The sequence below is a fragment of the Globicatella sp. PHS-GS-PNBC-21-1553 genome, assembly GCF_033564055.1.
GTDB lineage: Bacteria > Bacillota > Bacilli > Lactobacillales > Aerococcaceae > Globicatella > Globicatella sulfidifaciens.
The window spans coordinates 1000006-1025179 of sequence record NZ_CP085470.1 but is presented as its reverse complement, the minus strand read 5'-3'; the positions used below and the strand labels follow the sequence as shown (position 1 = coordinate 1025179).

At 34.6% G+C, this 25174-nt stretch carries 22 protein-coding genes, 4 pseudogenes and 1 riboswitch; of the genes and pseudogenes, 22 read left to right on the top strand and 4 right to left on the bottom strand.

Going from position 1 to position 25174, the window contains the following annotated elements; all coding sequences use genetic code 11:
• The first annotated feature begins 14 nt into the window (after positions 1-14).
• The 12 genes and pseudogenes from LB888_RS12155 (at position 15) to ftsX (ending at position 12628) form a co-directional block, all read left to right on the top strand.
• Positions 15-886 (top strand): annotated as a pseudogene (locus LB888_RS12155) (DegV family protein).
• Positions 873-1547 carry a YigZ family protein gene (locus LB888_RS04785; protein ID WP_318753782.1) on the top strand — a complete coding sequence of 225 codons (675 nt, stop codon included), beginning with the start codon at positions 873-875 and terminating at the stop codon, positions 1545-1547. The pseudogene LB888_RS12155 and the gene LB888_RS04785 overlap by 14 nt, the downstream one beginning before the upstream one ends.
• A gap of 14 nt (positions 1548-1561) precedes the next feature.
• The gene (locus tag LB888_RS04780; RefSeq protein WP_318753781.1) at positions 1562-2437 is read left to right on the top strand and encodes a DegV family protein; all 876 of its coding nucleotides are present in this window, start codon (positions 1562-1564) and stop codon (positions 2435-2437) included.
• Between the two features lie 287 nt (positions 2438-2724).
• Positions 2725-3762 (top strand): LLM class flavin-dependent oxidoreductase, encoded by a 1038-nt coding sequence (locus LB888_RS04775; RefSeq protein ID WP_318753780.1) that lies wholly within the window; start codon positions 2725-2727, stop codon positions 3760-3762.
• A gap of 94 nt (positions 3763-3856) precedes the next feature.
• Positions 3857-5209, top strand: coding sequence for a DEAD/DEAH box helicase (locus LB888_RS04770; protein WP_318753779.1), 1353 nt, complete (start codon positions 3857-3859; stop codon positions 5207-5209).
• On the top strand, positions 5202-5921 hold the full coding sequence (locus tag LB888_RS04765) for a ComF family protein (RefSeq protein WP_318753778.1): 720 nt from the start codon (positions 5202-5204) through the stop codon (positions 5919-5921). Before LB888_RS04770 ends, LB888_RS04765 begins: the two co-directional genes overlap by 8 nt.
• 209 nt (positions 5922-6130) lie before the next feature.
• Entirely contained in the window at positions 6131-6685 is a 555-nt protein-coding gene (gene hpf, locus LB888_RS04760; protein WP_066126250.1) for a ribosome hibernation-promoting factor, HPF/YfiA family, read from the top strand.
• 112 nt (positions 6686-6797) lie between these two features.
• Positions 6798-7043: a hypothetical protein gene (locus LB888_RS04755; protein ID WP_318753777.1), complete on the top strand. Its 246-nt coding sequence runs from the start codon at positions 6798-6800 to the stop codon at positions 7041-7043.
• A gap of 172 nt (positions 7044-7215) precedes the next feature.
• Entirely contained in the window at positions 7216-9651 is a 2436-nt protein-coding gene (secA, locus tag LB888_RS04750) for a preprotein translocase subunit SecA (protein WP_276645973.1), read from the top strand.
• Positions 9652-9867: 216 nt separating this feature from the next.
• Positions 9868-10982 (top strand): annotated as a pseudogene (gene prfB / locus LB888_RS04745) (peptide chain release factor 2).
• 82 nt (positions 10983-11064) lie between these two features.
• Positions 11065-11751 (top strand): cell division ATP-binding protein FtsE, encoded by a 687-nt coding sequence (ftsE, locus tag LB888_RS04740; RefSeq protein ID WP_276645968.1) that lies wholly within the window; start codon positions 11065-11067, stop codon positions 11749-11751.
• Positions 11738-12628, top strand: a complete 891-nt coding sequence (gene ftsX / locus LB888_RS04735) for a permease-like cell division protein FtsX (RefSeq protein WP_318753776.1) — start codon at positions 11738-11740, stop codon at positions 12626-12628. Before ftsE ends, ftsX begins: the two co-directional genes overlap by 14 nt.
• Before the next feature lie 51 nt (positions 12629-12679).
• Here ftsX and mscL read toward each other — a convergent pair whose 3' ends face one another.
• The 4 genes from mscL to LB888_RS04715 all read right to left on the bottom strand — a co-directional run bounded on the left by mscL (position 12680) and on the right by LB888_RS04715 (position 15051).
• Complete coding sequence (gene mscL, locus LB888_RS04730) at positions 12680-13048, bottom strand: large conductance mechanosensitive channel protein MscL (protein ID WP_276645961.1); 369 nt, start codon at positions 13046-13048, stop codon at positions 12680-12682.
• A 97-nt stretch (positions 13049-13145) separates the two neighbouring features.
• Entirely contained in the window at positions 13146-14255 is a 1110-nt protein-coding gene (locus LB888_RS04725) for an FAD-dependent oxidoreductase (RefSeq protein ID WP_318753775.1), read from the bottom strand.
• A gap of 257 nt (positions 14256-14512) precedes the next feature.
• Positions 14513-14704, bottom strand: coding sequence for a hypothetical protein (locus LB888_RS04720; RefSeq protein ID WP_318753774.1), 192 nt, complete (start codon positions 14702-14704; stop codon positions 14513-14515).
• A gap of 71 nt (positions 14705-14775) precedes the next feature.
• Entirely contained in the window at positions 14776-15051 is a 276-nt protein-coding gene (locus tag LB888_RS04715) for a hypothetical protein (protein ID WP_318753773.1), read from the bottom strand.
• Positions 15052-15085: 34 nt separating this feature from the next.
• Positions 15086-15177, bottom strand: a riboswitch (THF riboswitch).
• Positions 15178-15298: 121 nt separating this feature from the next.
• On the opposite strand from LB888_RS04715, the gene LB888_RS04710 reads away from it, so the two are divergent.
• From LB888_RS04710 to kduI, 10 genes and pseudogenes are all read left to right on the top strand, one after another.
• Positions 15299-16051: an NADPH-dependent oxidoreductase gene (locus tag LB888_RS04710; RefSeq protein ID WP_311920677.1), complete on the top strand. Its 753-nt coding sequence runs from the start codon at positions 15299-15301 to the stop codon at positions 16049-16051.
• Between the two features lie 299 nt (positions 16052-16350).
• On the top strand, positions 16351-17070 hold the full coding sequence (gene rsmG / locus LB888_RS04705; RefSeq protein WP_078755428.1) for a 16S rRNA (guanine(527)-N(7))-methyltransferase RsmG: 720 nt from the start codon (positions 16351-16353) through the stop codon (positions 17068-17070).
• 15 nt (positions 17071-17085) lie between these two features.
• Positions 17086-17847 carry a ParA family protein gene (locus tag LB888_RS04700; RefSeq protein ID WP_078755429.1) on the top strand — a complete coding sequence of 254 codons (762 nt, stop codon included), beginning with the start codon at positions 17086-17088 and terminating at the stop codon, positions 17845-17847.
• A pseudogene (locus tag LB888_RS04695) lies at positions 17840-18723 on the top strand (ParB/RepB/Spo0J family partition protein). Before LB888_RS04700 ends, LB888_RS04695 begins: the two are co-directional and overlap by 8 nt.
• Positions 18724-18732: 9 nt before the next feature.
• Positions 18733-18941: pseudogene (locus LB888_RS04690) on the top strand (DUF951 domain-containing protein).
• 15 nt (positions 18942-18956) lie between these two features.
• Positions 18957-20057, top strand: coding sequence for a redox-regulated ATPase YchF (gene ychF / locus LB888_RS04685; protein WP_276932581.1), 1101 nt, complete (start codon positions 18957-18959; stop codon positions 20055-20057).
• Positions 20058-20071: 14 nt separating this feature from the next.
• The gene (locus LB888_RS04680; RefSeq protein WP_318753771.1) at positions 20072-20929 is read left to right on the top strand and encodes a DUF1129 domain-containing protein; all 858 of its coding nucleotides are present in this window, start codon (positions 20072-20074) and stop codon (positions 20927-20929) included.
• Between the two features lie 408 nt (positions 20930-21337).
• Positions 21338-22813 (top strand): IMP dehydrogenase, encoded by a 1476-nt coding sequence (gene guaB, locus LB888_RS04675; protein ID WP_318753770.1) that lies wholly within the window; start codon positions 21338-21340, stop codon positions 22811-22813.
• A 481-nt stretch (positions 22814-23294) separates the two neighbouring features.
• Complete coding sequence (locus LB888_RS04670; protein ID WP_318753769.1) at positions 23295-24302, top strand: sugar kinase; 1008 nt, start codon at positions 23295-23297, stop codon at positions 24300-24302.
• A 22-nt stretch (positions 24303-24324) separates the two neighbouring features.
• Complete coding sequence (gene kduI, locus LB888_RS04665; protein WP_318753768.1) at positions 24325-25164, top strand: 5-dehydro-4-deoxy-D-glucuronate isomerase; 840 nt, start codon at positions 24325-24327, stop codon at positions 25162-25164.
• The last annotated feature ends 10 nt before the right edge of the window (positions 25165-25174 follow it).

Genomic DNA, 25174 nt, shown 5'->3' with positions numbered 1-25174 from the left:
GAAAGGATGATAGAATGAAAATAGCTTATATCGTAGACAGTACCGCTGGCTTAAAAGATGAATTAAAACAACATCCAGATGTCAATGTTTTAAATTTAACGATTAATTTTTCGAATGGCGATGTCTATGAGGATTCAACAGAAAATTCAAAAGTAAAAGCTTTTTATCAACGTTTAAAGGAAGAAAAGCAATTACCCACTACTGCTCAACCGTCACTTGGTGAATATTATCAATTAATGGATCAATTAATAGCAAATAATTACCAAGCAGTTATTGTTATTAATTTGTCTAGTCAGTTAAGCGGCACTTTTCAAACATCGCAAATGGTTTTAAACGAATATTCGGATCGTTTAAAGGTCACAGCGATTGATTCAAAAGGGACTTCTGTTGTAATTGAAAATATGTTAGAACAGGCGTTAGAGATGCAAAATATGGGACTTACTTTTGAAGAGATTAATGAAAAATTAAATTGGTTAGCAGAAGAATCTCATATTTATATGGTTATTGAAGATTTGAATAACCTAGTCAAATCAGGGCGCTTATCATCTGCGAATGCTTTTTAGGATCCTTGCTGCAAATAAAACCGTTATTAGAATTTACTGATACGGGAGCAGTTCAAGTGATTGAAAAAATTAGAACCGAAAAGAAAGTTTATAAGCGTTGGGAAGAAATTATTGAAAATGCATTGCAAAAGTTTCCTAATGGCATCCATTTAAGATTTGCTCATGGAGACGCTTATGAAGCGGTCGCAGCTGTTCAAGAAAAGATGAAAAAGAAATTTCCTCAAATAAAATCCTTTGGCATAGGTTATTTGACACCGGTAGTAGGCGTACACGGCGGAAATGGTGTCAAAGGAATGGCGATAATTCCTGATGCAATTAATTAGGAGGGATCAATTGTCCGAGAATTTTCGTACTATTTTAAAAGAGTTTGTTTTTGAAATGGAAATAAAAAAATCACGCTTTATAACTTACTTGGTCCCAGTTGAGTCTGAGGGCGAAGTAGAAGAAAAATTGAAAATTATTCGTAAAGAACATCATAAAGCGAATCACCACTGTTCAGCCTTTGTCATAGGGGAAGATTTTTCCATTCAAAGAATGAGTGATGATGGTGAACCTAGTGGCACGGCGGGGGTACCAATGTTAGAGGTGTTAAAGCATCATCAGCTAACTAATATATTGGCTGTGGTGGTTCGCTATTTTGGAGGTATCAAATTAGGAACTGGCGGATTAATTCGGGCTTATGGTAATTCAGTAAGTGAAGCTTTAAAAGAGGCAGAAATCGTCGCTAATATAAGTCAAATGCGGATTTCTTTAATTATTGGATACCCTTCAGTAGATACTTTTAATTATTTTCTCAATAAAACCGAGCATCCTATTACTATTCTTGATACAATGTATACCGACCAAGTCAACTATCAATTAGCTGTTAATATCGAAAGTGTTAAAACAGTAGAAGAAGAGTTAATTTCATTATTTAATGGACAACTGACTTGGAAAAATATTGGTGAAGACACGGTCTATATTCCAATAAAAAATAAATTATGAAGAGGAGGTAATCAATGAAAACTGCATTAATTGTCGATAGTGTAGGCTATCTGTCTGACGAATTAAATTCACTATCAAATGTTTATACAATTGATTTAACAGTTAATTTTAGTGATGGCACTGTCATCAATGATACCTGTGCGCCAGCACAATTAAAATCATTTTATGATCGTTTAAGTAAAGAAAATCAACTACCTACCACCTCGCAACCACAAGTAGGTAAATATTATGAATTACTTGATCAATTAGTAGCTGAGGGTTATCAAACCGTTTTTTGTATTCATTTATCAGCTGGGATTAGTGGTACTTATCAAACTGCGGTAATGGTTACCAGTGAGTATCAAGATAAAATACAAGCCTATTGTATTGATTCCAAGGGAGCTTCTGTGACGATGGAAGGTCTAGTAAGAGCGGCTTTAAAAATGATTGATCAAGGAGAAGACTCTTCACTCATTGCGAATAAATTAAATTGGTTGGCTAATGAAAGTCGTATTTATTTAATGGTTGAAGATTTAACCAACTTAGTAAAAGGTGGCCGATTAAGTGCCACAAGTGCCCTCTTAGGTGGGGTATTACAAATACGACCATTACTTTATTTTGATCAAGATGGTAAGATTGTTTTGTTTGAAAAAATTAGAACCAATAAACGTGTATTTAAGCGGTGGTCTGAATTAGTTCAAGAAGCACTCGAAAAATATCCTAAAGGGATTAGTATTGCTTTTGCTCATGCCGATGTTTATGATGAAATTAAAAAGGTAGAGATGCAAATTGTTGCTGAGCATCCAGGAATTACGTCTTCGGTTTCCGCTTTGGGACCTGTCGTAGGAACTCATACGGGACGAGGAACCAAAGGTATTGCCATTATTCCACATATTGATAATTATTTATAATATATAACAGCGCTGAATTAACATCATAATTTCTAATGCTCTTTCTATCCTCGTCATAGTAAACGACTCATGATCTTCATGTTGAACTTATAAGAATTGCATAGAGCTGTTTAGTTCGGGAGTGGGTTAGTTGAAGGTAAGTTAGTTTTATTACTTCACTCTCATTCCTTTTTTATTTTTTATCTTTATATTTTAGCTAGCGGTAGAATTTTTTACCACTTTAAGGTATGATGAAAAGGTAAATAAAAGCATCATTTTAAATGGATTAGATACTTAGGAGGGATTATGTGTCCACAGGATTAGAATTAGGTTTATATACTTTAGGAGAACATGTTGTAAACCCTCATACCAAACAATTGATTACGCCACAAGAACGGATTAAAAATATCATTGAAATGGCACAATTAGCCGAACAAGCTGGTTTTGATATTTTTCAAGTAGGAGAATCTCATCAACGTAATTTTATTAGCCAAGCTCATTTAATTATTTTAAGTGCGATTGCTCAAAGTACGAAAACGATTCGCTTAGCTTCAGGTGCCACCATTATAGGCGTAGCTGATCCGGTACGGGTATACGAAGCCGCATCAACCATTGATTTATTGTCGGATGGTCGAATGGAATTGGTATGTGGCAGGTCTGCTCGGACGGGTCTTTATAAGACATTAGGATTTGAATTAGCTGATTACGAAGTCTTATTTAATGAGAAATTTGAACTTTTAAAATTAATCAATCAACGTGAGATTGTTAACTGGACTGGTGAACATCGTGCACCTTTAAATAATGTCCCTGTGTTACCCCGTGCTCTTCAGAAACAAGGATTACCGATTTGGCGTGCTGTTGGCGGCAGCTTAGAGTCAGCTAAACAGGCTGGTCAGGCGGGGGATCCAATTTATGTGTCGCACTTTAGTGGGGATTTAAAACATTATCAATTATTAATTGACCAATATCGTCAGTCGCTAAATCATGAAGGCTTTGAACCAAGTCAGTACCCATTAGCTGTTGCAAGCTACTTATTTGTGCGACCAGACACATCACAAGCAATTGATGATTACTATCCATTTGTCAATGAAGGTTCCATTACGGTGAATGAACAAGGAATTGAGAGAAATCAATTTGAAAAAGCTAAAAATCTTGATTCAGTCATTAATGTCGGAAGCCCGGAATTGGTAGTAGAAAAATTAATTAAACAGTATGAAGAATTGGGAATGACTCGCTATATTGGACAAATTGATTTTGGTGGCATGCCATTTGAAGAAGTTAAACGGACGATTACCTTATTGGGCGAAAAAGTACTTCCTGAAGTAAAAAAATATACAACTAAATAAGATAAAACTCTTGTCTCGATGAAATGAAGAAATCATTCATTGATTCAAGAGTTTTTATTTTTTTCACGTATTTACTTATAAAGAAGGTGAAAAAATGGAATTAGCATTAGCCGGAAGACAATTAAGTGTGTCTGATTTAGAAAAATCTCAATTGTTGGCATCAGGGTTGGAACACCAAGTGACTCTTTTTGAAAAAATCCCAGCTATAATAAAGTTAAAGAGCAATCATTGGCAATGCCAGCGCTGTGGGAATCAAACAGAGTTTAAACAACTTAATAAAGAGAGCGCTTATTGTATAAATTGTTTACAATTAGGAAGAATAAGTTCAGCAGAATTTTTGTACCGTTTTCCAGCCTATCAACATCAAATTGACGATAGTCCACTCCTTACTTGGCACGGGCAACTTTCTGATGAACAACATCGAGCATCAACAGCTATGTGTAATAAGGTTCATCAGTATCAAAAAATCCATATTATTCAAGCTGTTACAGGCGCGGGAAAAACAGAAATGATTTTTAAAGTTATCGAGAAAGTATTACAGCAAGGTGGCAGAGTAGCGATGGCTTCACCTAGAATTGATGTATGCTTAGAATTGGCACCACGTCTACAAGAAGCTTTTAGGAGCGTAAAAGTTATCACACTTCATGGGACCATGACAGAAGCCTATCATTATACTCGAATTGTCATCGCGACCACTCATCAATTATGGAAATTTTATCATGCTTTTGATTTAATTATTGTTGATGAAGTGGATGCCTTTCCCTTAGCAGGAGATGATAGCTTACATTTTGCGGTCAAAAATGCTTTGAAAAAGAAAGGGAAATTAATTTATTTAACCGCAACACCAGATAGTTATATTGAGAAGTTAATTAGACAAAAAAAGGCTGAAAGAACGATTTTACCAGCGCGTTATCATCGCTATCCACTTCCTGAACCGCAATTTATTTGGATTGGGGATTGGCGTCAACAAATAAAGTCCAAAAAAACATCAGGACCCTTAATGGTTAAAATAAAACAATTTTTAATATTAAAGGGTGTAAAATTGATCTTTATGCCAGATATTCTTTTAGCTGAAGCTTTATATGAATGGCTACAAGCAGAAGCACTCGCTAACAAAATGGCTGTTGTTCATGCGAAAGATAATTTGCGCAAAGAAAAAGTTCACCAGTTACGACAAGGAGAATTATCAACTTTAATCAGTACCACGATTTTAGAAAGAGGCGTGACTTTTACAAATTGCCAGGTAATGATCATTGGCAGTGAGGACCAAGCATATAGTAGCTCAGCGATTATTCAAATGAGTGGTCGAGTAGGCCGAAAACCGAATTATCCTACCGGAGCACTATGGTATGCGCATTATGGTATTAGTTTATCGATGATTAAAGCACGACATAATATTAGAAAAATGAATCGTCTTGCTAGAAAGATGGGACTGCTTAATGATTGATGAAATAACTCATTGTTTAAGATGCCAAGAACCGTTACGCTCACAATTAAGTTGGCAACAAATTTGGAGTTTTACTACCATTGATTGGCCATCATGTTGTGAAAGCTGTCAGTCAAAATTTAAAAAATGTGCTACTAAAGAAGTCTGTCGCTACTGTCAACATCCGCTAATAAAAGCTGATGAAACAATTTGTTTCGATTGCCAACAATGGTTAAAGTTATATGATGAACACTATTTAAATCATCGTTCTATTTTTGAATATAACGATTTTTTTAAAGATTGGATTCGTGATTATAAATATTTAGGAGACATAAGACAAGCACAAGTCATGGTACCAATTATGAAAGAATACTATTATCAATACTCAAATTATACATGGACTTATTTGCCAAGTTCACCACAAAATTATAAAAAAAGAGGTTTTAATCAAATCCAGGTATTGTTTGAAAAAGCCGGTATTCCTTATAAAGAATTATTTGATTATAATATAAATCAGCCAGGACAGAGTCAGGCTAAGAAAAATAAAACAGAACGATTGAATTTAGTACAACCCTTTATAATCAACAAAGAAAAGTTAGAGACAAAAAATATTTTAATCATGGATGATGTCTATACAACGGGAACAACCTTAATTAGAGCGAAAGAATTGTTATTTCAACATTCAATTGAACGATGTTTAAGTCTTACTCTAGCACGTGACAGTTTAATATAGACAATAATATTATGAAAATATTTGAAAACTATACAATAAAATATTTGATTACGTTTCCAAAAAATTAAAAATGTGGTATAATATGTTAAAAGCTAGCCAATGCTTTTTAACAATAGTAAAAGAAGTCATTGCGAAGAATGCTTCTATTTTTAGCGGAATCAAAATGATGGATTTACTCATTGTAACTTTATATGAAATGAGGGATTTATATGTTTACGTATAATGTTCGTGGAGAAAATATTGAGGTTACTAAAGCAATACGAGATTATGCCGAAAAGAAAGTTTCAAAATTAGAACGTTTCTTTGATGATGTACCTGAAGCAACAGCGTATGTTAATTTAAAAGTTTATCCTGATAAAACTGCAAAAGCTGAAGTAACGATTCCACTATCATTTTTAGTATTGCGTGCAGAAGAAACCACTCCAGATTTATATGCAAGTATTGATTTAGTTGTGGATAAATTAGAAAGACAAGTACGCAAATATAAAACAAAAATTCATCGCAAATCTAGAGAACGTGGATTTGATGGATTAGCAACACAATTTGTTGCAGAAGATGTAAAACCAGAATCAGAAACTGAATTAGAGATTGTACGTTCAAAACGTGTGAATTTAAAACCAATGGACAGTGAAGAAGCAGTATTACAAATGAATATGCTTGGACATGACTTTTTTATCTTCACTGATGCTGAAACAGATGAAATTAACATTGTTTACCGTCGTAAAGATGGACGTTATGGTTTAATTGAAACAGCTTCAATGTAAGTAAATTAACTAATTAAGGATGTGAAAACGAAAGAATTCATAGGAGTTCATTCGTTTTCCATCCTTTTCTTATGTTATAATTTAAAATGATAATGAAGATTAGGGGGATTTTATGAATCAAAGTCAAAAGAAAATTGTGACATTTATCTTCGCTATGGTAATAGGACTAATTCTGGTTCTTAACGTACCAATGGCTTATTTTATCGGTCTTATTTTATCATTTATAATTTTATTTGGTCAAAATCATCATGATGTGATGAATATAGGTAAAACCGACTCTATGGGAAAACCAGTAGATTACTTTCCTATCATTTTAGTCGGTTATTTGATTGCTGGCATCATTAGTTTTTTTATTTAATCTGTTTTAAAGCATAAAAAATGCCAAAAGCTAAATGATGCGCTAAGATATGTTTAAAATAGAAAAAATGTTTCTATTTATAAGGCTTTAATGATATAATGAGAGAGTGAATGTATAATTTTAATTGAGATTATAAAAGATAAAGATTGATTGACAAAGGAGCTATGAATTAATGGCGAATATTCTGAAAAATATGTTTGAAAATGACAAAGCAGAATTGAAAAGAACAGCAAAAATTGCTGATAAAGTAATGGAATTAGAACAACGTTACAAGGATATGACCGATGAAGAGTTACGTGGTCAAACTAATATCTTTAAAGAACGTTTATCTAAAGGTGAGACCCTTGATGATATTACCGTTGAAGCATTTGCGGTGACCCGTGAAGCAGCAAGACGTGTTTTAGGGTTATTCCCTTATAAGGTACAAATTCAAGGTGGACTTGTTATCCATAATGGCGATATTGCCGAAATGAAAACCGGTGAAGGTAAAACATTAACCGAAACAATGCCTGTTTATTTAAATGCTTTAACTGGAAAAGGGGTTCACGTTGTAACGGTTAACGATTATTTAGCAACACGTGACTCAAAGGAGATGGGGGAAGTCTTCCGTTTCCTAGGCTTAACAGTTGGTTTAAACTTGAACAGTATGTCAGCGGCGGAAAAACGCGCTGCTTACAATTGTGATGTAACTTATTCGACTAATAATGAATTAGGCTTTGACTATTTACGTGACAACATGGTTGTTTATAAACATCAAATGGTTCAACGTCCTTTACATTTTGCGGTAGTGGATGAGGTAGACTCTATTTTAATTGATGAGGCTCGTACACCTTTAATTATTTCAGGCCAAGCAGGTCGTTCAACAGCCCTTTATTCACGTGCTGATTATTTTGCAAAAGGTTTAAAAGAAGAAGAAGATTATACCATTGATTTAACTTCTAAAACGATTGCCTTAACCGATACCGGGGTTGATAAAGCGGAACGCGTCTTCCGTTTACCAAATCTTTATGATGTTAACAATACGGCTCTAGTTCACCATATTGATCAAGCGTTACGTGCCAACTACATCATGATTCATGATATTGATTATGTAGTTGATGAAGGTAAAGTGAAAATCGTCGATCCATTTACAGGACGTATTATGGAAGGACGACGTTATTCTGATGGCTTGCATCAAGCGATTGAAGCAAAAGAAGGCGTCGAAATTGAAAATGAATCTAAAACAATGGCGACCATTACTTTCCAAAATTATTTCCGCATGTATGAAAAATTATCCGGAATGACCGGGACTGCGAAAACAGAAGAAGAAGAGTTCCGCGAGATATATAATATGAATGTTGTTTCAATACCGACCAATCGCCCAGTTATTCGTGATGATGCACCCGATTTATTATATCCAAACTTAAAAACCAAATTCCGCGCAGTCGTTAAAGACATTAAGGAACGCCATGAAAAAGGACAACCGATTTTGGTGGGGACAGTTGCGGTGGAAACCAGTGAATACTTATCGCGTTTACTAACACAAGAAGGCATACCACACGAAGTGTTGAACGCTAAAAACCACTTTAAAGAAGCGGAAATCGTGATGCAAGCAGGGCAACGTGGTGCTGTTACGATTGCAACAAACATGGCTGGTCGTGGTACTGACATTAAATTAGGTAGTGGTGTGAAAGAAATAGGCGGTTTATGTGTAATCGGAACAGAACGCCATGAATCACGTCGTATTGATAATCAATTACGTGGACGTGCGGGTCGTCAAGGAGATCCAGGTGCTTCTCAATTTTATTTATCTTTAGAAGATGATTTAATGCGACGCTTTGGTTCAGAGCGTGTCCAAGCTGTTTGGCAAAAATTAAATATGACTGAAGATGAAGATGAGGATGTAGCAATTCAAAGTAAGATGTTATCACGTCAAGTTGAATCAGCTCAAAAACGTGTTGAAGGTAATAACTATGATACCCGTAAAAACGTTCTAGAATATGATGAGGTCATGCGTGAACAACGTGAGGTTATTTATGGTCAACGTTTACAAGTTATTCAAGAAGAAGGTAGCTTAACTCCTTATATTAAAGCAATGATTAAACGCACGATTCAAGCCCAAGTAGATTATGCTACTGAAGGTGAAAAGAAAACATGGAATTTAGAAGGCTTATTAGAATTTGCCCACAATTCATTATTCCATCCAGACGAAATTTCATTAGCTGACTTACAAGGTAAATCACCAAAACAATTGGTTGATTATTTATACGATAAAGCATCTAAAGCGTATGATGAAAAGATTCAAACCCTAGCAACACCAGAACAAGTCAATGAGTTTGAAAAAGTAATTACACTGAAAGTGGTAGATGCGAAATGGACAGATCATATTGATATGATGGATCATTTAAGACAAGGTGTCGGATTACGTGCTTATGCACAAACAAACCCATTAACGGAATATCAAACTGAAGGTTATGAACGATTCCAAGAGATGATCGCTGCAATTGAAGCGGATATCACACGTTTTGTCATGAAGGCTCAAATTAGACAAAATGTCGAACGTGAACAAGTGAATAATCCTGCAGCTCGTCCAGCGCCTAGTTCAGCACCAAAAGATGCGATTAAATAATATTATTATTTGAAGATAGGTGGAGCATACTAAGATTATGTTTTTCACGACCTTCTTAAAAATCTAAAAGTGCAGTGGTTGACTGACTTAAAACAAAGTTCGGTTGGACTGGTTTTAAAAACGAGTCAACTGTGAGGGGTGGGCTATAGAAGCGAAAATCACAGATTTTCAACTTCTAGTCCACTCTTTTTTTAAAGAAAGGAATATTAATTACCGATGGAATTATATGAGATAAAACAGTTTATGACAGAAGCCGAAAAACAGATTAATAGTTTTAGGGGGTCTCTTTGACTTTGATGCATTAGAAGCCGATATTGCAGATTATGAGCATCAAATGACGGATGCCCATTTTTGGGATGATAATGAACAAGCTCAAAAGACTATTAATTTATTGAATGAAGCAAAATCTACTTATCAAACTTTTAAAGGATTAGAAAGACAGTTTGAAGAGATTTCAATGGCAGTCGAACTATTTGAAGAATCTGATGATCATGATTTAATGGAAGAAGCAATTGAGCAAGTAGGTCAATTGAAAAAAGTTTAACGAATTATCAATTGAAATTATTATTATCAGAACCACATGATGCCTCTAATGCTATTTTAGAGATTCATCCCGGTGCGGGCGGGACCGAATCACAAGATTGGGGTAGTATGTTATTAAGAATGTACCAACGTTGGGCAGACCAAAATGGTTTTAATGTGAGTATGGTAGACTATCAAGATGGTGAAGAGGCCGGTATTAAAAGTGTGACTCTGGAAATTGAAGGTCATAATGCTTATGGATATTTGAAATCAGAAAAAGGTGTCCATCGTTTAGTAAGGATTTCGCCATTTGATTCGAACAGTCGTCGACACACCTCGTTTTGTTCAGTTGAAGTCACACCGATGATTGATGAAACAATTGAATTAGAAATCAATCAAGACGATTTACGGATTGATACTTATCGAGCATCGGGAGCTGGGGGTCAACATATTAATAAAACCAGTTCAGCAATCCGAATCACGCATATTCCAACTGGCATTGTGACACAAAGTCAATCACAACGCTCACAATTCCAAAACCGTGATTTGGCAATGAAATTATTAAAAGCAAAACTCTATCAATTGGAGGAAGAAAAAAGGCCCAAGAAATTGCGGAATTAAAAGGAGAACAAAGTAAAATTGCTTGGGGTTCACAAATTAGATCGTATGTCTTTCACCCTTATTCAATGGTAAAAGACCACCGTACCAATTATGAGACAGGCAATACTCAAGCAGTCATGGATGGCGATTTAAATGAGTTTATTGATGCCTATTTAAAATGGCGTATTCAAGATCATCGAGAAGAATGACATGATTTGATACTCGTTTGACAAAAGATAATAATATTTTTATGTTAAACTAGATGAGAAAATACCTGAAAAGGAGAAAATGATGATAGAACTAACGAATGTAACGAAGCAATATCCTAATGGTATTAAAGCATTAGACAATATCACCTTACGTATTGAGCAAGGCGAATTTGTTTATTTAGTCGGACCAAGTGGTTCAGGAAAATCAACTTTTATGAAATTACTTTATCGTGAAGAAGTTCCTACGAAAGGACGCGTTCAAGTAGGTAAATATCAAATGCCTAAAATGAAGGACAAAGAGGTCCCTTTTTTAAGACGTTATGTAGGCGTTGTTTTTCAGGATTTTAAATTATTACCCAAACTAACTGTTTATGAAAATGTTGCTTATGCAATGGAAGTCACTGGTAAGAAAAGTAAAGATATTAAGCATCGAGTTAATGAAGTGTTAGAGCAAGTAGGTTTAAGAACTAAAGTCAATCAGCTACCAGAAGAATTATCTGGTGGTGAGCAACAAAGAGTGGCGATTGCTAGGGCAGTCGTTAACAAGCCCGCTATTCTAATTGCCGATGAACCGACTGGTAATTTAGATCCAGAGACCGCTCTAGGAATTTTGAAATTATTGGAAGATATCAATAATTTAGGCACCACTGTTATCATGGGAACACATAACGAAACATTCGTTAATGACTACCGTCATCGTGTATTAGAATTGAACCGAGGATACTTGGTTCGCGATGATTATAAGGGGGAATACGATGATCATCATTAGAAATTTCTTCCGTCATGTTCGTGATGGTATCCGGAATTTATTTAGAAATGGTTGGATGACAACCGCTTCCGTTTTTACAATGGCCTTAACCTTGTTTATGATAGGAGGACTCGTCTTACTATTAACCAATATTGAAAAGATTACTTCAGATATTGAATCCAGTATTCAAATTCGCGTTATGATTGATGCTGCCGCCAATGAGCAAGATGAAAAATTGTTAAAAGAAGAAATTCAAGCGATACAGCATGTTAAGACGATTACGTATCGGACTAAAGATGAAGAACTAGAAGCCTTAATCGAAAATGTAGGGGAAGAATTTGCTCTCCATGAAGGCGATGCAAATCCTTTATTAAATGTATACGTTGTAGACGTAGATGATGTTGACAACATTAGCCAAGTTGCTAATCAAATTAATGACTTAAAGTATGTTTCAGAAGCGACTTACGGTGCCTTAACAGCAGATAATTTATTTAAGCAGATTGATGTCTTACGTTATATTCTCGCTGTGATTGCGGCTATTTTAATTGTAGTAGCGGTCTTGTTAATTAGTAATACGATTCGTCTTACAATCTTCGCGAGACAGACAGAAATTGAGATTATGCGTTTAGTAGGAGCGAAAAATAGCTTTATTCGTGCACCCTTTGCTTACGAAGGAGCTTTTATCGGTATTTTGGGCGCAGGCATTGCCTTTGGTATACTCTATGCTATTTACGAAGCTGTTCGTCGCGTACCAGGACAAATTTTCGGAATGGTAAATATCCAATTTTTACCAACGATACCATTACTACTATATATTGGAATCGGCATATTGATTATAGGAATAATTTTAGGTATTTTTGGAGCCCGTCGTTCAATGCGCCAATTTTTAAGAATATAAGATAAAAAACGTTGTGAAGCAGAAAATGGTTCACAACGTTTTTTTATAGAATTATTTTTTACGTAATTCGGTTAAAATGTCTTGTAATAATTCAGTTTCAGTTGGTGCAGCCGGACCTTCTTCAACAGGTTTAGGTCTTTGAACTTTTTCTAAACCTTTAATAACCATGAATAAGAAAGCAGCGATTAAAATAAAATTAATAATAGCTTGAATAAAGTTACCAACACCTAAAGTAGTGTTACCAATTTTTAAAGCAATACCTGAAACGTCTGCTTGACCCGTGATGGCTACAATGATTGGCATAAAAATATCTTCAACTAAACTAGTAATAATTGCAGTAAAAGCAGTACCCATAATAACAGCAGTTGCTAATTGTAAAATATTATCATTAGCAATAAACTCTTTAAACTCTTTCCACATTTTTTCCCTCCTAAATTCAATGTGTCTCAACTATACCATAAATTTGAAATAATTTCATTTAAAAAGGTGCCAATCCTTATTAAAAAAGATTATAAATTTACTTTGTAATATATTTTTCAATAGGGTAGTCATTGGGATTGATATCCCATTGTCCATTCATTATCAATTGACTCCATTGATATCCTAAATAAGGACCACTAGTGAGACCAGATGAGCCGAGTCCAGAAATGGCCCATAAAGTATGGGTTTCGGGTACTTGTCCTACTAAAACGGAATAATCAGACGTATAAGCACGTGTTCCTACACGTGTGGATTTAATCTGATACTGATCAATAGTAGGTATCCATAATTTAGCTTCAGCTGTTAATTCTTTTAATTTTGAAGCATCAACGGATAGGTCAAAACCTTGATCATCCTCGTGAGTAGCACCAAGTATAATTTCCCCTTTTTTATTAGGGATAATATCTATTTTCCCTGGAGGCATAATAACAGGCCATTGGTTATTTTTCCATTGATCATTATGAATCGTATAGAGCTGTCCTTTTTGAGGTCGAATATCGACTGAATAGCCTAAAGGATTTAATAAATTGGGTAACCAAGCTCCGGCTGCTAATAAGATTGCTTGAAATTGTTTTTGTCCTAAAGAAGGAGAGTAAAGTGTATCGGGTGATCTTAATTTAGCTGTTTCATAGTAGATCGTCCCACCTAATTTTTGAATAGCGGCATGTAAGGTGTTGATTAAACCAAGTCCATCTACACGGGCGCCACCTGTCACAAACGTAGCATTTAAATCTGTTTCCAATAGGAGACAGTAATCTTTTAGATTGTCATTCCAGACAGTCTTAACTTCTTGAATAGCTGGGGAGTCTTTTCTTTTTTCTTTCGCAGCTTTTTGGTCACGATTCAAGGCTTTTTCTGATTTGCGAATGAGTAACGTTCCTTGTTCTTCAAAAATGTTAGCCACATCAAATGAATCACTGGATAAATCCGCTATAAGCTGACGATAAAATTCAGCACCTTTTGACACAAGATGATACCAAGGTTTATTGCGTCTTTGACTAAACCATGGACAGATAATGCCGGCAGCCGCTTTGGTAGCTTGACCTGTCCCTTCATCGAAGAGCGTGACATGGTAACCAGCCCTCGTTAAATAATATGCAGCGGTAGATCCAACAATACCACCACCAACAATGGCAATTTGTTTCATTATTTTGCCTTCTTCCTTTATTAATAGTTAGGTATATTTTATCATAAAGGCTGGTCAAAAACTTAAAAATTTTGTTTGTTTTCAGCTCTTTACTTGATAGCATAAAAGATAAAAGGTCTCAAACGAGTCATTAAGACGCAGTTTGAGACCACTTAATATGCGGGGGAGGCAGACGAATTGAAAATCAGCTAATTTTCTACACCTTGCCCACTCTCGCCAAATTTTTGAATGTTAATTATCAGTCATCGGATAGATTGTTAAAAATGATATTGTTGAATATATTTTTTAATAATCGGATGGTTAAATAGGGAATAAAGGATGGCAGTATTTAAAAATAAAGAAATAGCATTTTTTATAATACGCATTCCCATGAATACTTCCCAAGCTTTTCCAGTCATCATCCGAACCCATAAAGAACCGAGACCTAAATTTACGAATAAAGTAATCACAAGCACTACTAAAAAGACTCGTTTTAAAGTGATCTTTTGACGCCAAAAACCATAACCATAAATAAAACCTCCTACGGCTGCACTAAGTGTGTAACCAAAAAGAAGTTTTGGCCGGTCAAGAGGGCACCAATAATATCGTTGAAAATCCCAATAATAAGGGCGTACCATGGACCAAATAGAATTCCTGATAAACCAGCACCAATGAAACCAAAGCCAATTTGAACAAAAGGTTCAATTTTCACTGACGGTAAAAATCCTAATGCGATTCTTAAGCCTAAAATAATTCCTAAGAGTGAAATTTGAGAAGCAGACAATTGATGTCGCTTATTGTTAAATATTTTTTCCATAAAAACTCTCCTTTGAGACAGAGAGCTACAATTAAGCAGCGAATGCGAGAAATTACCGCGAGTATACTCTTCGTCTAACAGCAACATTCCATCTGATAGCACTTAACGCAATTTCTCTACTCTGTTATAGTATTTTTGATGACTGATACAAGTAATATACCATTAAAAACATTATAAGTATAGAGGAGTGCTTGTAGTTGACAGTTCAACATGCGAGAGTTTACACTCATTTTATGAGGTGAAGAATATGAATGAAATGATTAAAAAGCAATTAAATCATCGGACAATTCGTTTTTTTAAAGATAAGCAAGTAGCGCCAGAACAATTGAATACTATTTTAGAAGTGATCAATCAAACCGCTAGTAGTAATGCATTACAAGCTTTTTCAATTATTCGAGTAACTGATCAAGAAAAGCGATCTAAGCTAGCTGAAATTACTAAACAAGCCTATATTACAAAAGTACCAGAATTATTTATTTTTGTAATTGATAACTATCGTAATGCTACTATTGCCAAAGCCAAAGGATATCAAGGAGAAAGTTATCGTTCAATGGACTTTTTCTTTCAAGGAGCAGCCGATAGTTATTTAGCAGCCCAAAATGCTACCAATGCCATTGAAGCATTGGGAATGGGGGCTGTTTATTTTGGAAGTATTTTAAACGATGCGCAAGCAGTTGTTAATTTATTTAATTTACCAGAATTAACTTTTCCTATATTAGGACTTGGTTTTGGTTATCCAGATGATGAACCACAATTAAAACCTAGAATGAATCTTAAGCTAAAATTAGGTGAAAATGAGTATCCAAAACGAGATGATATAGTAGTTGATTTAGCGGCTTATGATAAACAGATGCAAGAATATTACGATACTCGTGATAAAAATCGCAGAGTAGATAGTTTTACCAATCAAGTGGTAGCCAAATATCAATCCGCACCAAAATTAAGAGCAGAATTATTACGTGTTGTTCAAAGACAAGGATATCAATTGAATCTTGAGTAGAAAAATTACAAAATGAGAGAGTTAGTAAGGATTTTGAAGATTGCTGACTCTCTATTTTTTTATTCAAATCATTAAATCGTACTCCTATGTGGATAAGAACACTGATGGTTGACTCTTTATTTTTGTAGTTTAAATCTTCGATATTTGAATATAAAGTTAAGCTAGCTTTTAAATAAAGAAATAGTTAAATATAAAATGAATATAGATAAAATAAAGAGGTTGATATTCATCTTGATTTCAGTTAAAGTTATAATGGTGTGGAACATAAAATGTTTCACGAAAAGAGAGGGGTTATTTTGATGAACCAAGAATTATTTATCGCGATGCTAAAGGACAAAGGGATTGAATTAACACCTACTCAAATTGACCAATTTGAAACATATTATCAATTATTAGTTGAGTGGAATGAAAAAATTAATTTAACAGCGATTACCGAAAAAGAAGAGGTCTACCTCAAACATTTTTTTGATAGTATTATGGTACTTTGGGAAATGCCATTAGCAGATTATCAAATTAAGCTAGTAGATGTCGGAGCAGGCGCTGGATTTCCAAGTATACCATTGAAAATTATTAAACCTGAGCTCGACATTACGATTATTGATTCTTTGAATAAACGAATTAATTTTTTGAAAATCCTAACAGAAAAACTCGGTTTGGAAAACGTTAAAGCTTTACATGGCAGAGCCGAAGATTTTGGACAAAATCCTGAATTTAGAGGACAATTTGATATCGCAACAGCTAGAGCAGTCGCTTCATTGAATGTTCTATCAGAATTTTGTTTACCATTAGTAAAAAAAGGTGGCTATTTTATTGCATTAAAAGCGGCCAAATCGGATACTGAATTACAAGAAGCTCAAAAAGCCATTGCTGTTTTAGGTGCTAAATTAGAAACAGTTGTAGAGGATCTTTTGCCTTTTGAAGAGAGTGAAAGAACCTTTATTAAAATAAGAAAAACCTTGGAGACGCCGAAGAAATATCCAAGAAAACCAGGAAAACCATTGAAACAACCAATTAAATAAAGGAGGAAATACATAATGGGAAAAATGATTGCAGTGGGTAATCAAAAAGGTGGCGTTGGTAAGACAACTACTACCGTAAACTTAGGAGCAGCTTTAGCTGCATTAGGGAAAAAAGTTTTGATTATTGACTCAGACTCCCAAGGAAATGCTACCAGTGGGTTAGGAGTAGAGCGAGCAGATGTTATTAATAGTCTTTACGAGATATTAGTCGATGAAATCCCAATGGAATCATGTGTTCTTCCAACATCCAGAGCAGGACTGTATATTGTACCTTCAACCATTCAATTAGCAGCAGCAGAACTAGAACTCGCGAGTGTTCCCAACCGTGAATCAAGATTAAAAAATGCGGTCGAACCCCTTCGTGATCAATATGATTTTATATTGGTAGATTGCCCACCTTCTCTTGGACAATTATCGATTAATGCCTTTACAGCAAGTGATACGATATTAATACCTGTTCAAGCTGAATATTATGCATTGGAAGGCTTAAGCCAATTACTCAATACGATTCGTTTAGTGCAACGTAGCTATAATCCTGATTTTCGTATTGAAGGTGTTTTACTGACAATGTTAGATGCGCGCACCAATCTGGGATATGAAGTGGTTGAAGAAGTCAAAAAATATTTCCAAGAAAAAGTATATAATACCATTATTTCAAGAAATATTCGTTTATCAGAAGCACCTTCTTATGGACAATCAATTATTGACTATGATCCACGTTCAAGAGGAGCAGAGATGTATACCGAATTAGCAAAGGAGGTTTTAGCAAATGGCTAATAAAGCTAAAAAAGGCGGGTTAGGCCGTGGAATGGATGCCTTGTTTTCAACTTTTGAAGAAACACCTAATGATAATGAAGTAGTCGTTGAATTAAAAGTTTCTGATATTCGAAGCAATCCTTATCAACCTCGTAAAAATTTTGATGAGAAAGCTTTACAGGAATTAGCAGATTCAATCAAACAGTCTGGTGTTTTTCAACCGATTATAGTACGTCGTTCAACTATTAAAGGCTATGAATTGATTGCAGGAGAACGAAGAGTCCGCGCTAGCCAATTAGCTGGTAAAGAAACTATACCTGCCATTGTTCGTCAAATTGATGAAGAGCAAATGATTGAAATTGCTGTTTTGGAAAACTTACAACGTGAAGACCTCAGTCCAATGGAAGAAGCAGAAGCATATAATGTGTTAATGGAAAAATTGAAATTAACGCAAGCGGAAGTGGCAGAAAGAATGGGTAAAAGTCGCCCTTATATAGCCAATTATTTACGTCTATTAGCACTACCAGAAAAAGTAAAAAAATTGTTAAATGATAATTCACTTTCAATGGGACAAGCCAGAACATTACTTGCTTTAAAGGATAAAAGTAAAGTGGTGGCTATTGCAGAAAAAGTAGTAAAAGATCAGTTAACGGTGAGACAATTAGAAGAATTGGTTCAAAGTTTAAATGAGAAAAAAGATGAACCAGAAAAAAAGATGAGAAAAGTAAGCCAGTAAGTAAGCCAACACACATTTTAGCAGTAGAAGAAAGAATGCAAGAATATTTTGGGACTTCAGCTACTGTGCATCAAAAAGGGGACCGTGGTAAAATAGAAATTGAATTTTTGTCTCAGTCCGATTTGATCAGAATTTTAGATTTATTAAATATTCATTTATAGGAGTATAGAATGGAAAATAAAGTATATGATAAACTAGATATCGTTGAAATGCGCAAACCACATGCTTGTCAAACGAATCGTTGGCAAATCATTCGTATGGGCATGGATATCCGTATAAAATGTGAACATTGTGGACATATTGTGACGATGACACGACGCGATTTTGAGAAAAAATGAAAAAAATTCTTCAAAAACATGAAGAACAAGTGAGTGAATAGAAAGAGAGTGAAAGAATGGCTTTAACAGCTGGAATCGTTGGATTACCAAACGTTGGTAAATCAACCTTATTTAATGCAATTACAAAAGCGGGAGTAGAAGCCGCAAATTATCCCTTTGCTACTATTGAACCTAATGTGGGGATGGTAGAAGTGCCCGATCATCGTTTGAATGATATTACTAAGTTAGTACGGCCTAAGAAAACTGTTCCTACAACATTTGAATTTACAGATATTGCTGGGATTGTTAAAGGAGCAAGTAAGGGCGAAGGCTTAGGTAATAAATTTTTAAGTCATATCCGACAAGTGGATGCTATCTGTCAAGTAGTTCGTTGTTTTGATGATGGCAATATTACTCATGTATCCGGAAAAGTCGATCCGATTTCCGATATTGAAACCATTAATTTAGAATTAATTTTTGCTGACTTAGATACTGTTGAAAAGAGAATGGCTCGAGTCGCTAAAATTGCCAAAACAAAAGATAAAGATGCCGTAGCAGAAATGGAAGTTTTAGAAAAATTAAAAGAGGCATTAGAAAACAATCAGTTGGCTAATACCGTCGAATTTTATGATGAGCAATTACCATATGTCCGTAACCTCTTTTTATTGACTCGTAAAAAAATGTTATATGTCGCAAATATTGGTGAAGATGAAGTAGCTGATCCTACTGGTAATCCATATTTAGCACAAGTAGAGGCATTAGCTAAAACTCAAGGCGCTGAAGTTGTACCCGTTTGTGCACGATTAGAAGAAGAAATTGCGGAGCTAGATGATGAAGAAAAACAAATTTTCTTAGAAGATTATGGTATGACGGAATCTGGTTTAGATCGTCTAATTAAAAAAGCCTATAGTTTATTAGGATTAGCAACCTATTTTACAGCAGGTGAGCAAGAAGTAAGAGCTTGGACTTTTAAAGTAGGAATGAAAGCCCCACAAGCAGCAGGCATTATTCATTCTGATTTTGAACGTGGATTTATCCGTGCAGAAACATTATCTTACGATGATTTAATGTCATATCAAAGTGTCGCAAAAGCACGTGAAGCAGGTAAATATCGTTCGGAAGGTAAAGAATATGTAGTCCAAGATGGCGATATTATGCTTTTCCGCTTTAACGTATAATGGAGGAAGAATCAATGACAGAAAAATTAAATCAAAATTCAGAATCTGAAATGAAAGAAAATGTAGCAGAAGCAATTACTGAAAGCACCTCCCAGGCAGAGTTAGAGCCAGTAGGAGCAATGGAAGAAGTTCAACAAAATGGTGAGTTATCCTCAGATTATAAAGAACAATTAGCAGATAACAATGAAAATCAATCATCAATTATTCCGGGGATAAACTTAGCTACATTTAATCAGATGACTAAGAAAAATCAACAATATTTATTATCTGTTGAAAAACAATTAGATAGTATCGATAAGGAAGGAACTACTTTTAAAGCAGTTATTAATGAAATTGCGGATACTTTAATTCAAGGCCAAAAAACCGGACAAACTGCGAAACATTTGTATGGAACGCCAACCGAATGTGTTGAAATTATTAAGCAACAACATTTTCCAACTGAAAAAGTTGATGATAAAACACCATCTGAACCTTGGAAAATTGGGCTTGACGGTGCCTTATTATTAGGATCAATTTATACCTTAATGACCGGTTTATCATTGATGACTTCTAAAACTCCAAGTATTACTGGGATTGGCTTATTAACTTTAATTGTGAATTATATTGTAGCTGGTTTTGCAATGTTATTAATTGCAAGAAACTTACCAAAACCTGATGCACCTAAGGGAGAAAAAGGATATTTTAAATATTTTGGAATGTCAACTTTAGCAATGATTAGTTGGGTGGCTGCAGTCAGTTTAGTAACAGCTTTTGCGCCAAGTATCATTAATCCTATTTTACCGCCTGTTGCCTTATTAATAATAGGTGCCGTTACTATGATAGCGCGATTTTACATTAAAAAAGTATTGAATATTAAAGGTGGCGTATTCTAAAGACGCATGAATGATGAGACTAAGCAGAAACAGAATTTTTGCTTGGTCTCATCTTGTTATTTATATGAAGAGGGTGAGAAGTATAAAATATGGATGTTTCCTATAAATTTGCTTGAATGAAAAGGACATCCAAACATGCGATGAATCCTTTTTACTTCCTGATCACTCTCGACTATGTTGGGGAGGATAAACGAAAATTATTTAATTTTCAACTTGTTGCCCACTCATGAAAGTATTTGCTAAGAAAAAATTTATAGATTATGTCCAATATAGAATGGAAAATGGTTTTTGCAAAATCGAAAGATAATCATTAAAATTAAATTAAATTTCGTTTATTTGATAAAAAAGTCTTGAAAAAATTTTCCGTGAGTGATAGTCTATAATACAATAAACTCGAGGAGGTATAAAATGTCCAATTGGGAAACAAAATTTACTAGAGAAGGTTATACATTTGATGATGTCTTATTAGTGCCAGCAAAGAGCGAAGTATTACCAAATGATGTCGATTTAAAGGTGGAGCTAGCTCCTAATTTAAAGCTAAATATCCCGATTATTAGTGCAAGTATGGATACTGTGACCGACTCAAAAATGGCAATTGCGATGGCACGTCAGGGTGGTTTGGGTGTTATCCATAAAAACATGTCCATTAGCGATCAAGCTCATGAAGTACGTAAAGTTAAACGTTCGGAAAATGGCGTTATTTTAGATCCATTTTACTTAACACCGAGTCATTCACTCGCTGAAGCAGAAAATTTAATGTCACAATATCGCATCAGTGGGGTTCCAATTGTCAAATCGATGGAAGATAAATTATTAGTGGGTATTATTACCAATCGTGATATGAAGTTTATTGAAGATTATGATTTACCAATTAGAGATTATATGACGAAAGATAATTTAGTGACCGCACCAATTGGAACGTCCCTAGAATCAGCAGAAAAAATATTATATGAACATCGTATTGAAAAACTACCATTAGTAGATGATCAAGGGAAATTATCTGGACTGATTACTATTAAAGATATTGAAAAAGTAATTGAATTTCCGAACGCTGCGAAAGATCAACATGGACGATTATTAGTAGCGGCTGCTGTAGGAATTACAAGTGATACCTTTGAAAGAGCAGAAGCCCTTATTAAACAACAAGTCGATGCATTAGTGATTGATACAGCTCATGGTCATAGTGCAGGGGTAATTCGTAAGATTAAAGAAATTCGTCAAGCATTTCCAGATGTTACAATTATTGCCGGCAATGTCGCAACAGCTGAAGCAACCAGAGAATTATTTGAAGTAGGTGTTGACATTGTTAAAGTGGGAATTGGACCAGGTTCGATTTGTACCACACGTGTCGTAGCAGGTGTTGGCGTTCCTCAATTAACTGCTATTTATGAATGTGCGTCAGCAGCTAAAGAATATAATAAAGCGATAATTGCTGATGGTGGTATTAAATATTCGGGTGACATCGTAAAAGCAATTGCAGCAGGTGGTCATGCTGTCATGTTAGGTAGTATGTTAGCAGGTACTGATGAATCTCCAGGAGAATTTGAAATTTATCAAGGTCGTCGTTTTAAAACGTATCGTGGTATGGGTAGCTTAGCTGCTATGGAAAAAGGTTCAAGTGATCGTTATTTCCAATCGACAAACGAAGCAAACAAATTAGTTCCAGAAGGAATTGAAGGGCGAGTTGCTTATAAAGGTAGCGTAGCCGATATTGTCTTCCAAATGATAGGTGGCTTACGTTCCGGAATGGGTTATACTGGTTCAGCTAATTTACGTGAATTACGTGAAGAAGCCCAGTTTATACGTATGAGTGGCGCTGGATTAATTGAATCTCATCCACATGATGTGAGCATCACAAAAGAAGCACCAAATTATTCAAGATAATAGAAGTGAATCTTAATCAAAAATGATTAATTTGGAAAAAGTATCTTTTTTAAAAATATAAAATTGTAAAATATGCAACGGCGAAGTTTCTCGTAATAAAGAAACTTCGCCGTTGTATTATTCTTTTTTAATATTTGATGATATAAAAGGGATGTTCATTATAATAAAGTAAAATCAAGAAAGCAAGTAAATTTTTTACTTAGGCAATTTAGTGGATTTAAGCGCTTTTGTACAAGATTGTAAATATTTATTTTAAGATAGTGAAAATTTATTAAAAAGATGTTGAATTTTAACCAATAGTAAATATGTGGTCTTGTTCATATCTCAATGTGAAAGTTACTCTTGAGATAAATAAATATAATAAACACTTGAAAAAACGTTTTCTATACTATATACTATAGGTGTAGATTTCTTTTTAAGAAATAAGTTTTCCTATAAGGAAAACGACAAAGATAATAGAATTTAAAGAGGAGTTGAAGTGATGCCCAAAATCTTAACTTTAGGAGAAAGCCTCTTAAGGTTATCTACAACAAAAAATGAAAGGTTGAGAAACCTAAGCGAATTAAAAGTTGTCTTTGGAGGCGCAGAAGCCAATGTCGCTAATAACTTAGCGATGTTGGACAATGAAGTAATATATGCAACAAAATTACCTAAAAGCGAATTGTCCCAGAATGTTGTTTATCAATTGAAAGGGGTTGGAGTGAATACAGATAATGTAATCCTTAAAGGAAACGGCAGAGTTGGAAGTTATTTTGTTGAAGTTGGATCAGATTTAAGAGCAAGTTCAGTAATTTATGATCGAAAATATTCTAGTATTGCCACTATGGACGAAAAAGAATGGGATTTAGACAAATTATTTTCCGGTGTTACTCATTTTCACACTACAGGTATCACATTGGGCTTAAGTGATTTTTGGCAAGGGTACTTATTAGAGATTATTAAATATGCAAAAAATAAAGGAGTAAAAACATTTTTTGATGTAAACTTTAGAAGTGGATTATGGACACAAGCAGAAGCTAAAATTGCTTTATCCAAAGTGTTCCCGTTAGTGGATTATATTTCTGCAAATAAATTAGATGCCAAATATTTTATGGATATTGATACTGATTTTTATGACCAACCTGAGCAATTTATTAAAGAAATGTCAAAGGCGTATCCAAATTTTAAAGTAATTTTTGGAACTCAAAGAGAATCGTTAACACCTAACTCGTACAACTTTACAGGATTTTATTACGATACTGATTCGGAACAATTATTTAATTCTAAAAAATACCACATTCAATATGTTAATGACCGCGTAGGTGCTGGTGATGCTTATGCGGCTGGTATTATCGATGGCGTAGTAAAAAATAAAAACGGCGTTGATATTGTAAATTTTGCTACTGCTTCATCTGTTTTGAAGCATACAATATTCGGTGATGCAAATAATTTTACATCAAACCAAATAGAACAATTTATGAATACGCAAGGCGGAAATATTATTAGATAAATTAGAAAGAGGAGATTTTATTATGACAACTTATGAAACTCGATATTCACACGCACCAGAAGATATTCGGCACTATTCTACAGAAGAATTAAGACGTGAATTTTTAGTTGAGAAGGTGTTTGTTCCTGGAGAAATCAAACTTACCTATACCCATGATGATCGTCAAATTTTTGGTGGTGTAACACCAACTAACGAAGCATTAGAAATTATTTTGTCAAAAGAACTAGGTGTTGATTATTTCTTAGAAAGAAGAGAATTGGGAGTAATTAACATAGGTGGGGATGGTTTTATCACAATAGATGGTGAAAAAGAACCTATGAAAAAACAAGATGGATATTATATTGGAAAAGAAACTAAATCAGTGTTGTTTGAGTCTGCTGATGCAAATAATCCAGCAAAATTTTATGTTGTTTCAGTACCAGCTCACCATAAATATCCAAATGTTAAAATTTCAATTGATGAAATCACTCCTCGTGAAACAGGGGAAGACATTACATTAAATAAACGAAAAATTTACCAATATATTCATCCGAACATTTGCGAAAGCTGTCAATTACAAATGGGGTATACAATCTTACAAGAAGGTAGTTCGTGGAATACAATGCCTTGTCATACTCATGAACGTCGTATGGAAACGTACTTGTACTTTGATATGGATGATGATACTAGAGTATTTCACCTTATGGGACGTCCAGATGAAACTAAACATCTTGTGATGTCTAGTGAACAAGCAACGATTAGTCCAAGTTGGTCTATTCATTCTGGTGTCGCGACTAGTAATTATAGTTTCATTTGGGCAATGTGTGGAGAAAATATAACTTACGATGATATGGATTTTGTAGAAATGAAAGATTTAAAATAGGAGGAAAAAA

Bases quoted from the DNA above. Each gene is read 5' to 3' on its own strand.
- LB888_RS04770 (WP_318753779.1), top strand. From the start codon at position 3,857: ATGGAATTAGCATTAGCCGGAAGACAATTAAGTGTGTCTGATTTAGAA.
- LB888_RS04710 (WP_311920677.1), top strand. From the start codon at position 15,299: ATGAATGAAATGATTAAAAAGCAATTAAATCATCGGACAATTCGTTTT.
- kduI (WP_318753768.1), top strand. From the start codon at position 24,325: ATGACAACTTATGAAACTCGATATTCACACGCACCAGAAGATATTCGG.
- ftsE (WP_276645968.1), top strand. From the start codon at position 11,065: ATGATAGAACTAACGAATGTAACGAAGCAATATCCTAATGGTATTAAA.
- LB888_RS04715 (WP_318753773.1), bottom strand. From the start codon at position 15,051: ATGGAAAAAATATTTAACAATAAGCGACATCAATTGTCTGCTTCTCAA.
- mscL (WP_276645961.1), bottom strand. From the start codon at position 13,048: ATGTGGAAAGAGTTTAAAGAGTTTATTGCTAATGATAATATTTTACAA.
- LB888_RS04680 (WP_318753771.1), top strand. From the start codon at position 20,072: ATGACAGAAAAATTAAATCAAAATTCAGAATCTGAAATGAAAGAAAAT.
- ychF (WP_276932581.1), top strand. From the start codon at position 18,957: ATGGCTTTAACAGCTGGAATCGTTGGATTACCAAACGTTGGTAAATCA.
- rsmG (WP_078755428.1), top strand. From the start codon at position 16,351: ATGAACCAAGAATTATTTATCGCGATGCTAAAGGACAAAGGGATTGAA.
- ftsX (WP_318753776.1), top strand. From the start codon at position 11,738: ATGATCATCATTAGAAATTTCTTCCGTCATGTTCGTGATGGTATCCGG.
- LB888_RS04670 (WP_318753769.1), top strand. From the start codon at position 23,295: ATGCCCAAAATCTTAACTTTAGGAGAAAGCCTCTTAAGGTTATCTACA.
- hpf (WP_066126250.1), top strand. From the start codon at position 6,131: ATGTTTACGTATAATGTTCGTGGAGAAAATATTGAGGTTACTAAAGCA.
- LB888_RS04755 (WP_318753777.1), top strand. From the start codon at position 6,798: ATGAATCAAAGTCAAAAGAAAATTGTGACATTTATCTTCGCTATGGTA.
- LB888_RS04700 (WP_078755429.1), top strand. From the start codon at position 17,086: ATGGGAAAAATGATTGCAGTGGGTAATCAAAAAGGTGGCGTTGGTAAG.
- secA (WP_276645973.1), top strand. From the start codon at position 7,216: ATGGCGAATATTCTGAAAAATATGTTTGAAAATGACAAAGCAGAATTG.
- guaB (WP_318753770.1), top strand. From the start codon at position 21,338: ATGTCCAATTGGGAAACAAAATTTACTAGAGAAGGTTATACATTTGAT.
- LB888_RS04725 (WP_318753775.1), bottom strand. From the start codon at position 14,255: ATGAAACAAATTGCCATTGTTGGTGGTGGTATTGTTGGATCTACCGCT.
- LB888_RS04785 (WP_318753782.1), top strand. From the start codon at position 873: ATGCAATTAATTAGGAGGGATCAATTGTCCGAGAATTTTCGTACTATT.
- LB888_RS04765 (WP_318753778.1), top strand. From the start codon at position 5,202: ATGATTGATGAAATAACTCATTGTTTAAGATGCCAAGAACCGTTACGC.
- LB888_RS04780 (WP_318753781.1), top strand. From the start codon at position 1,562: ATGAAAACTGCATTAATTGTCGATAGTGTAGGCTATCTGTCTGACGAA.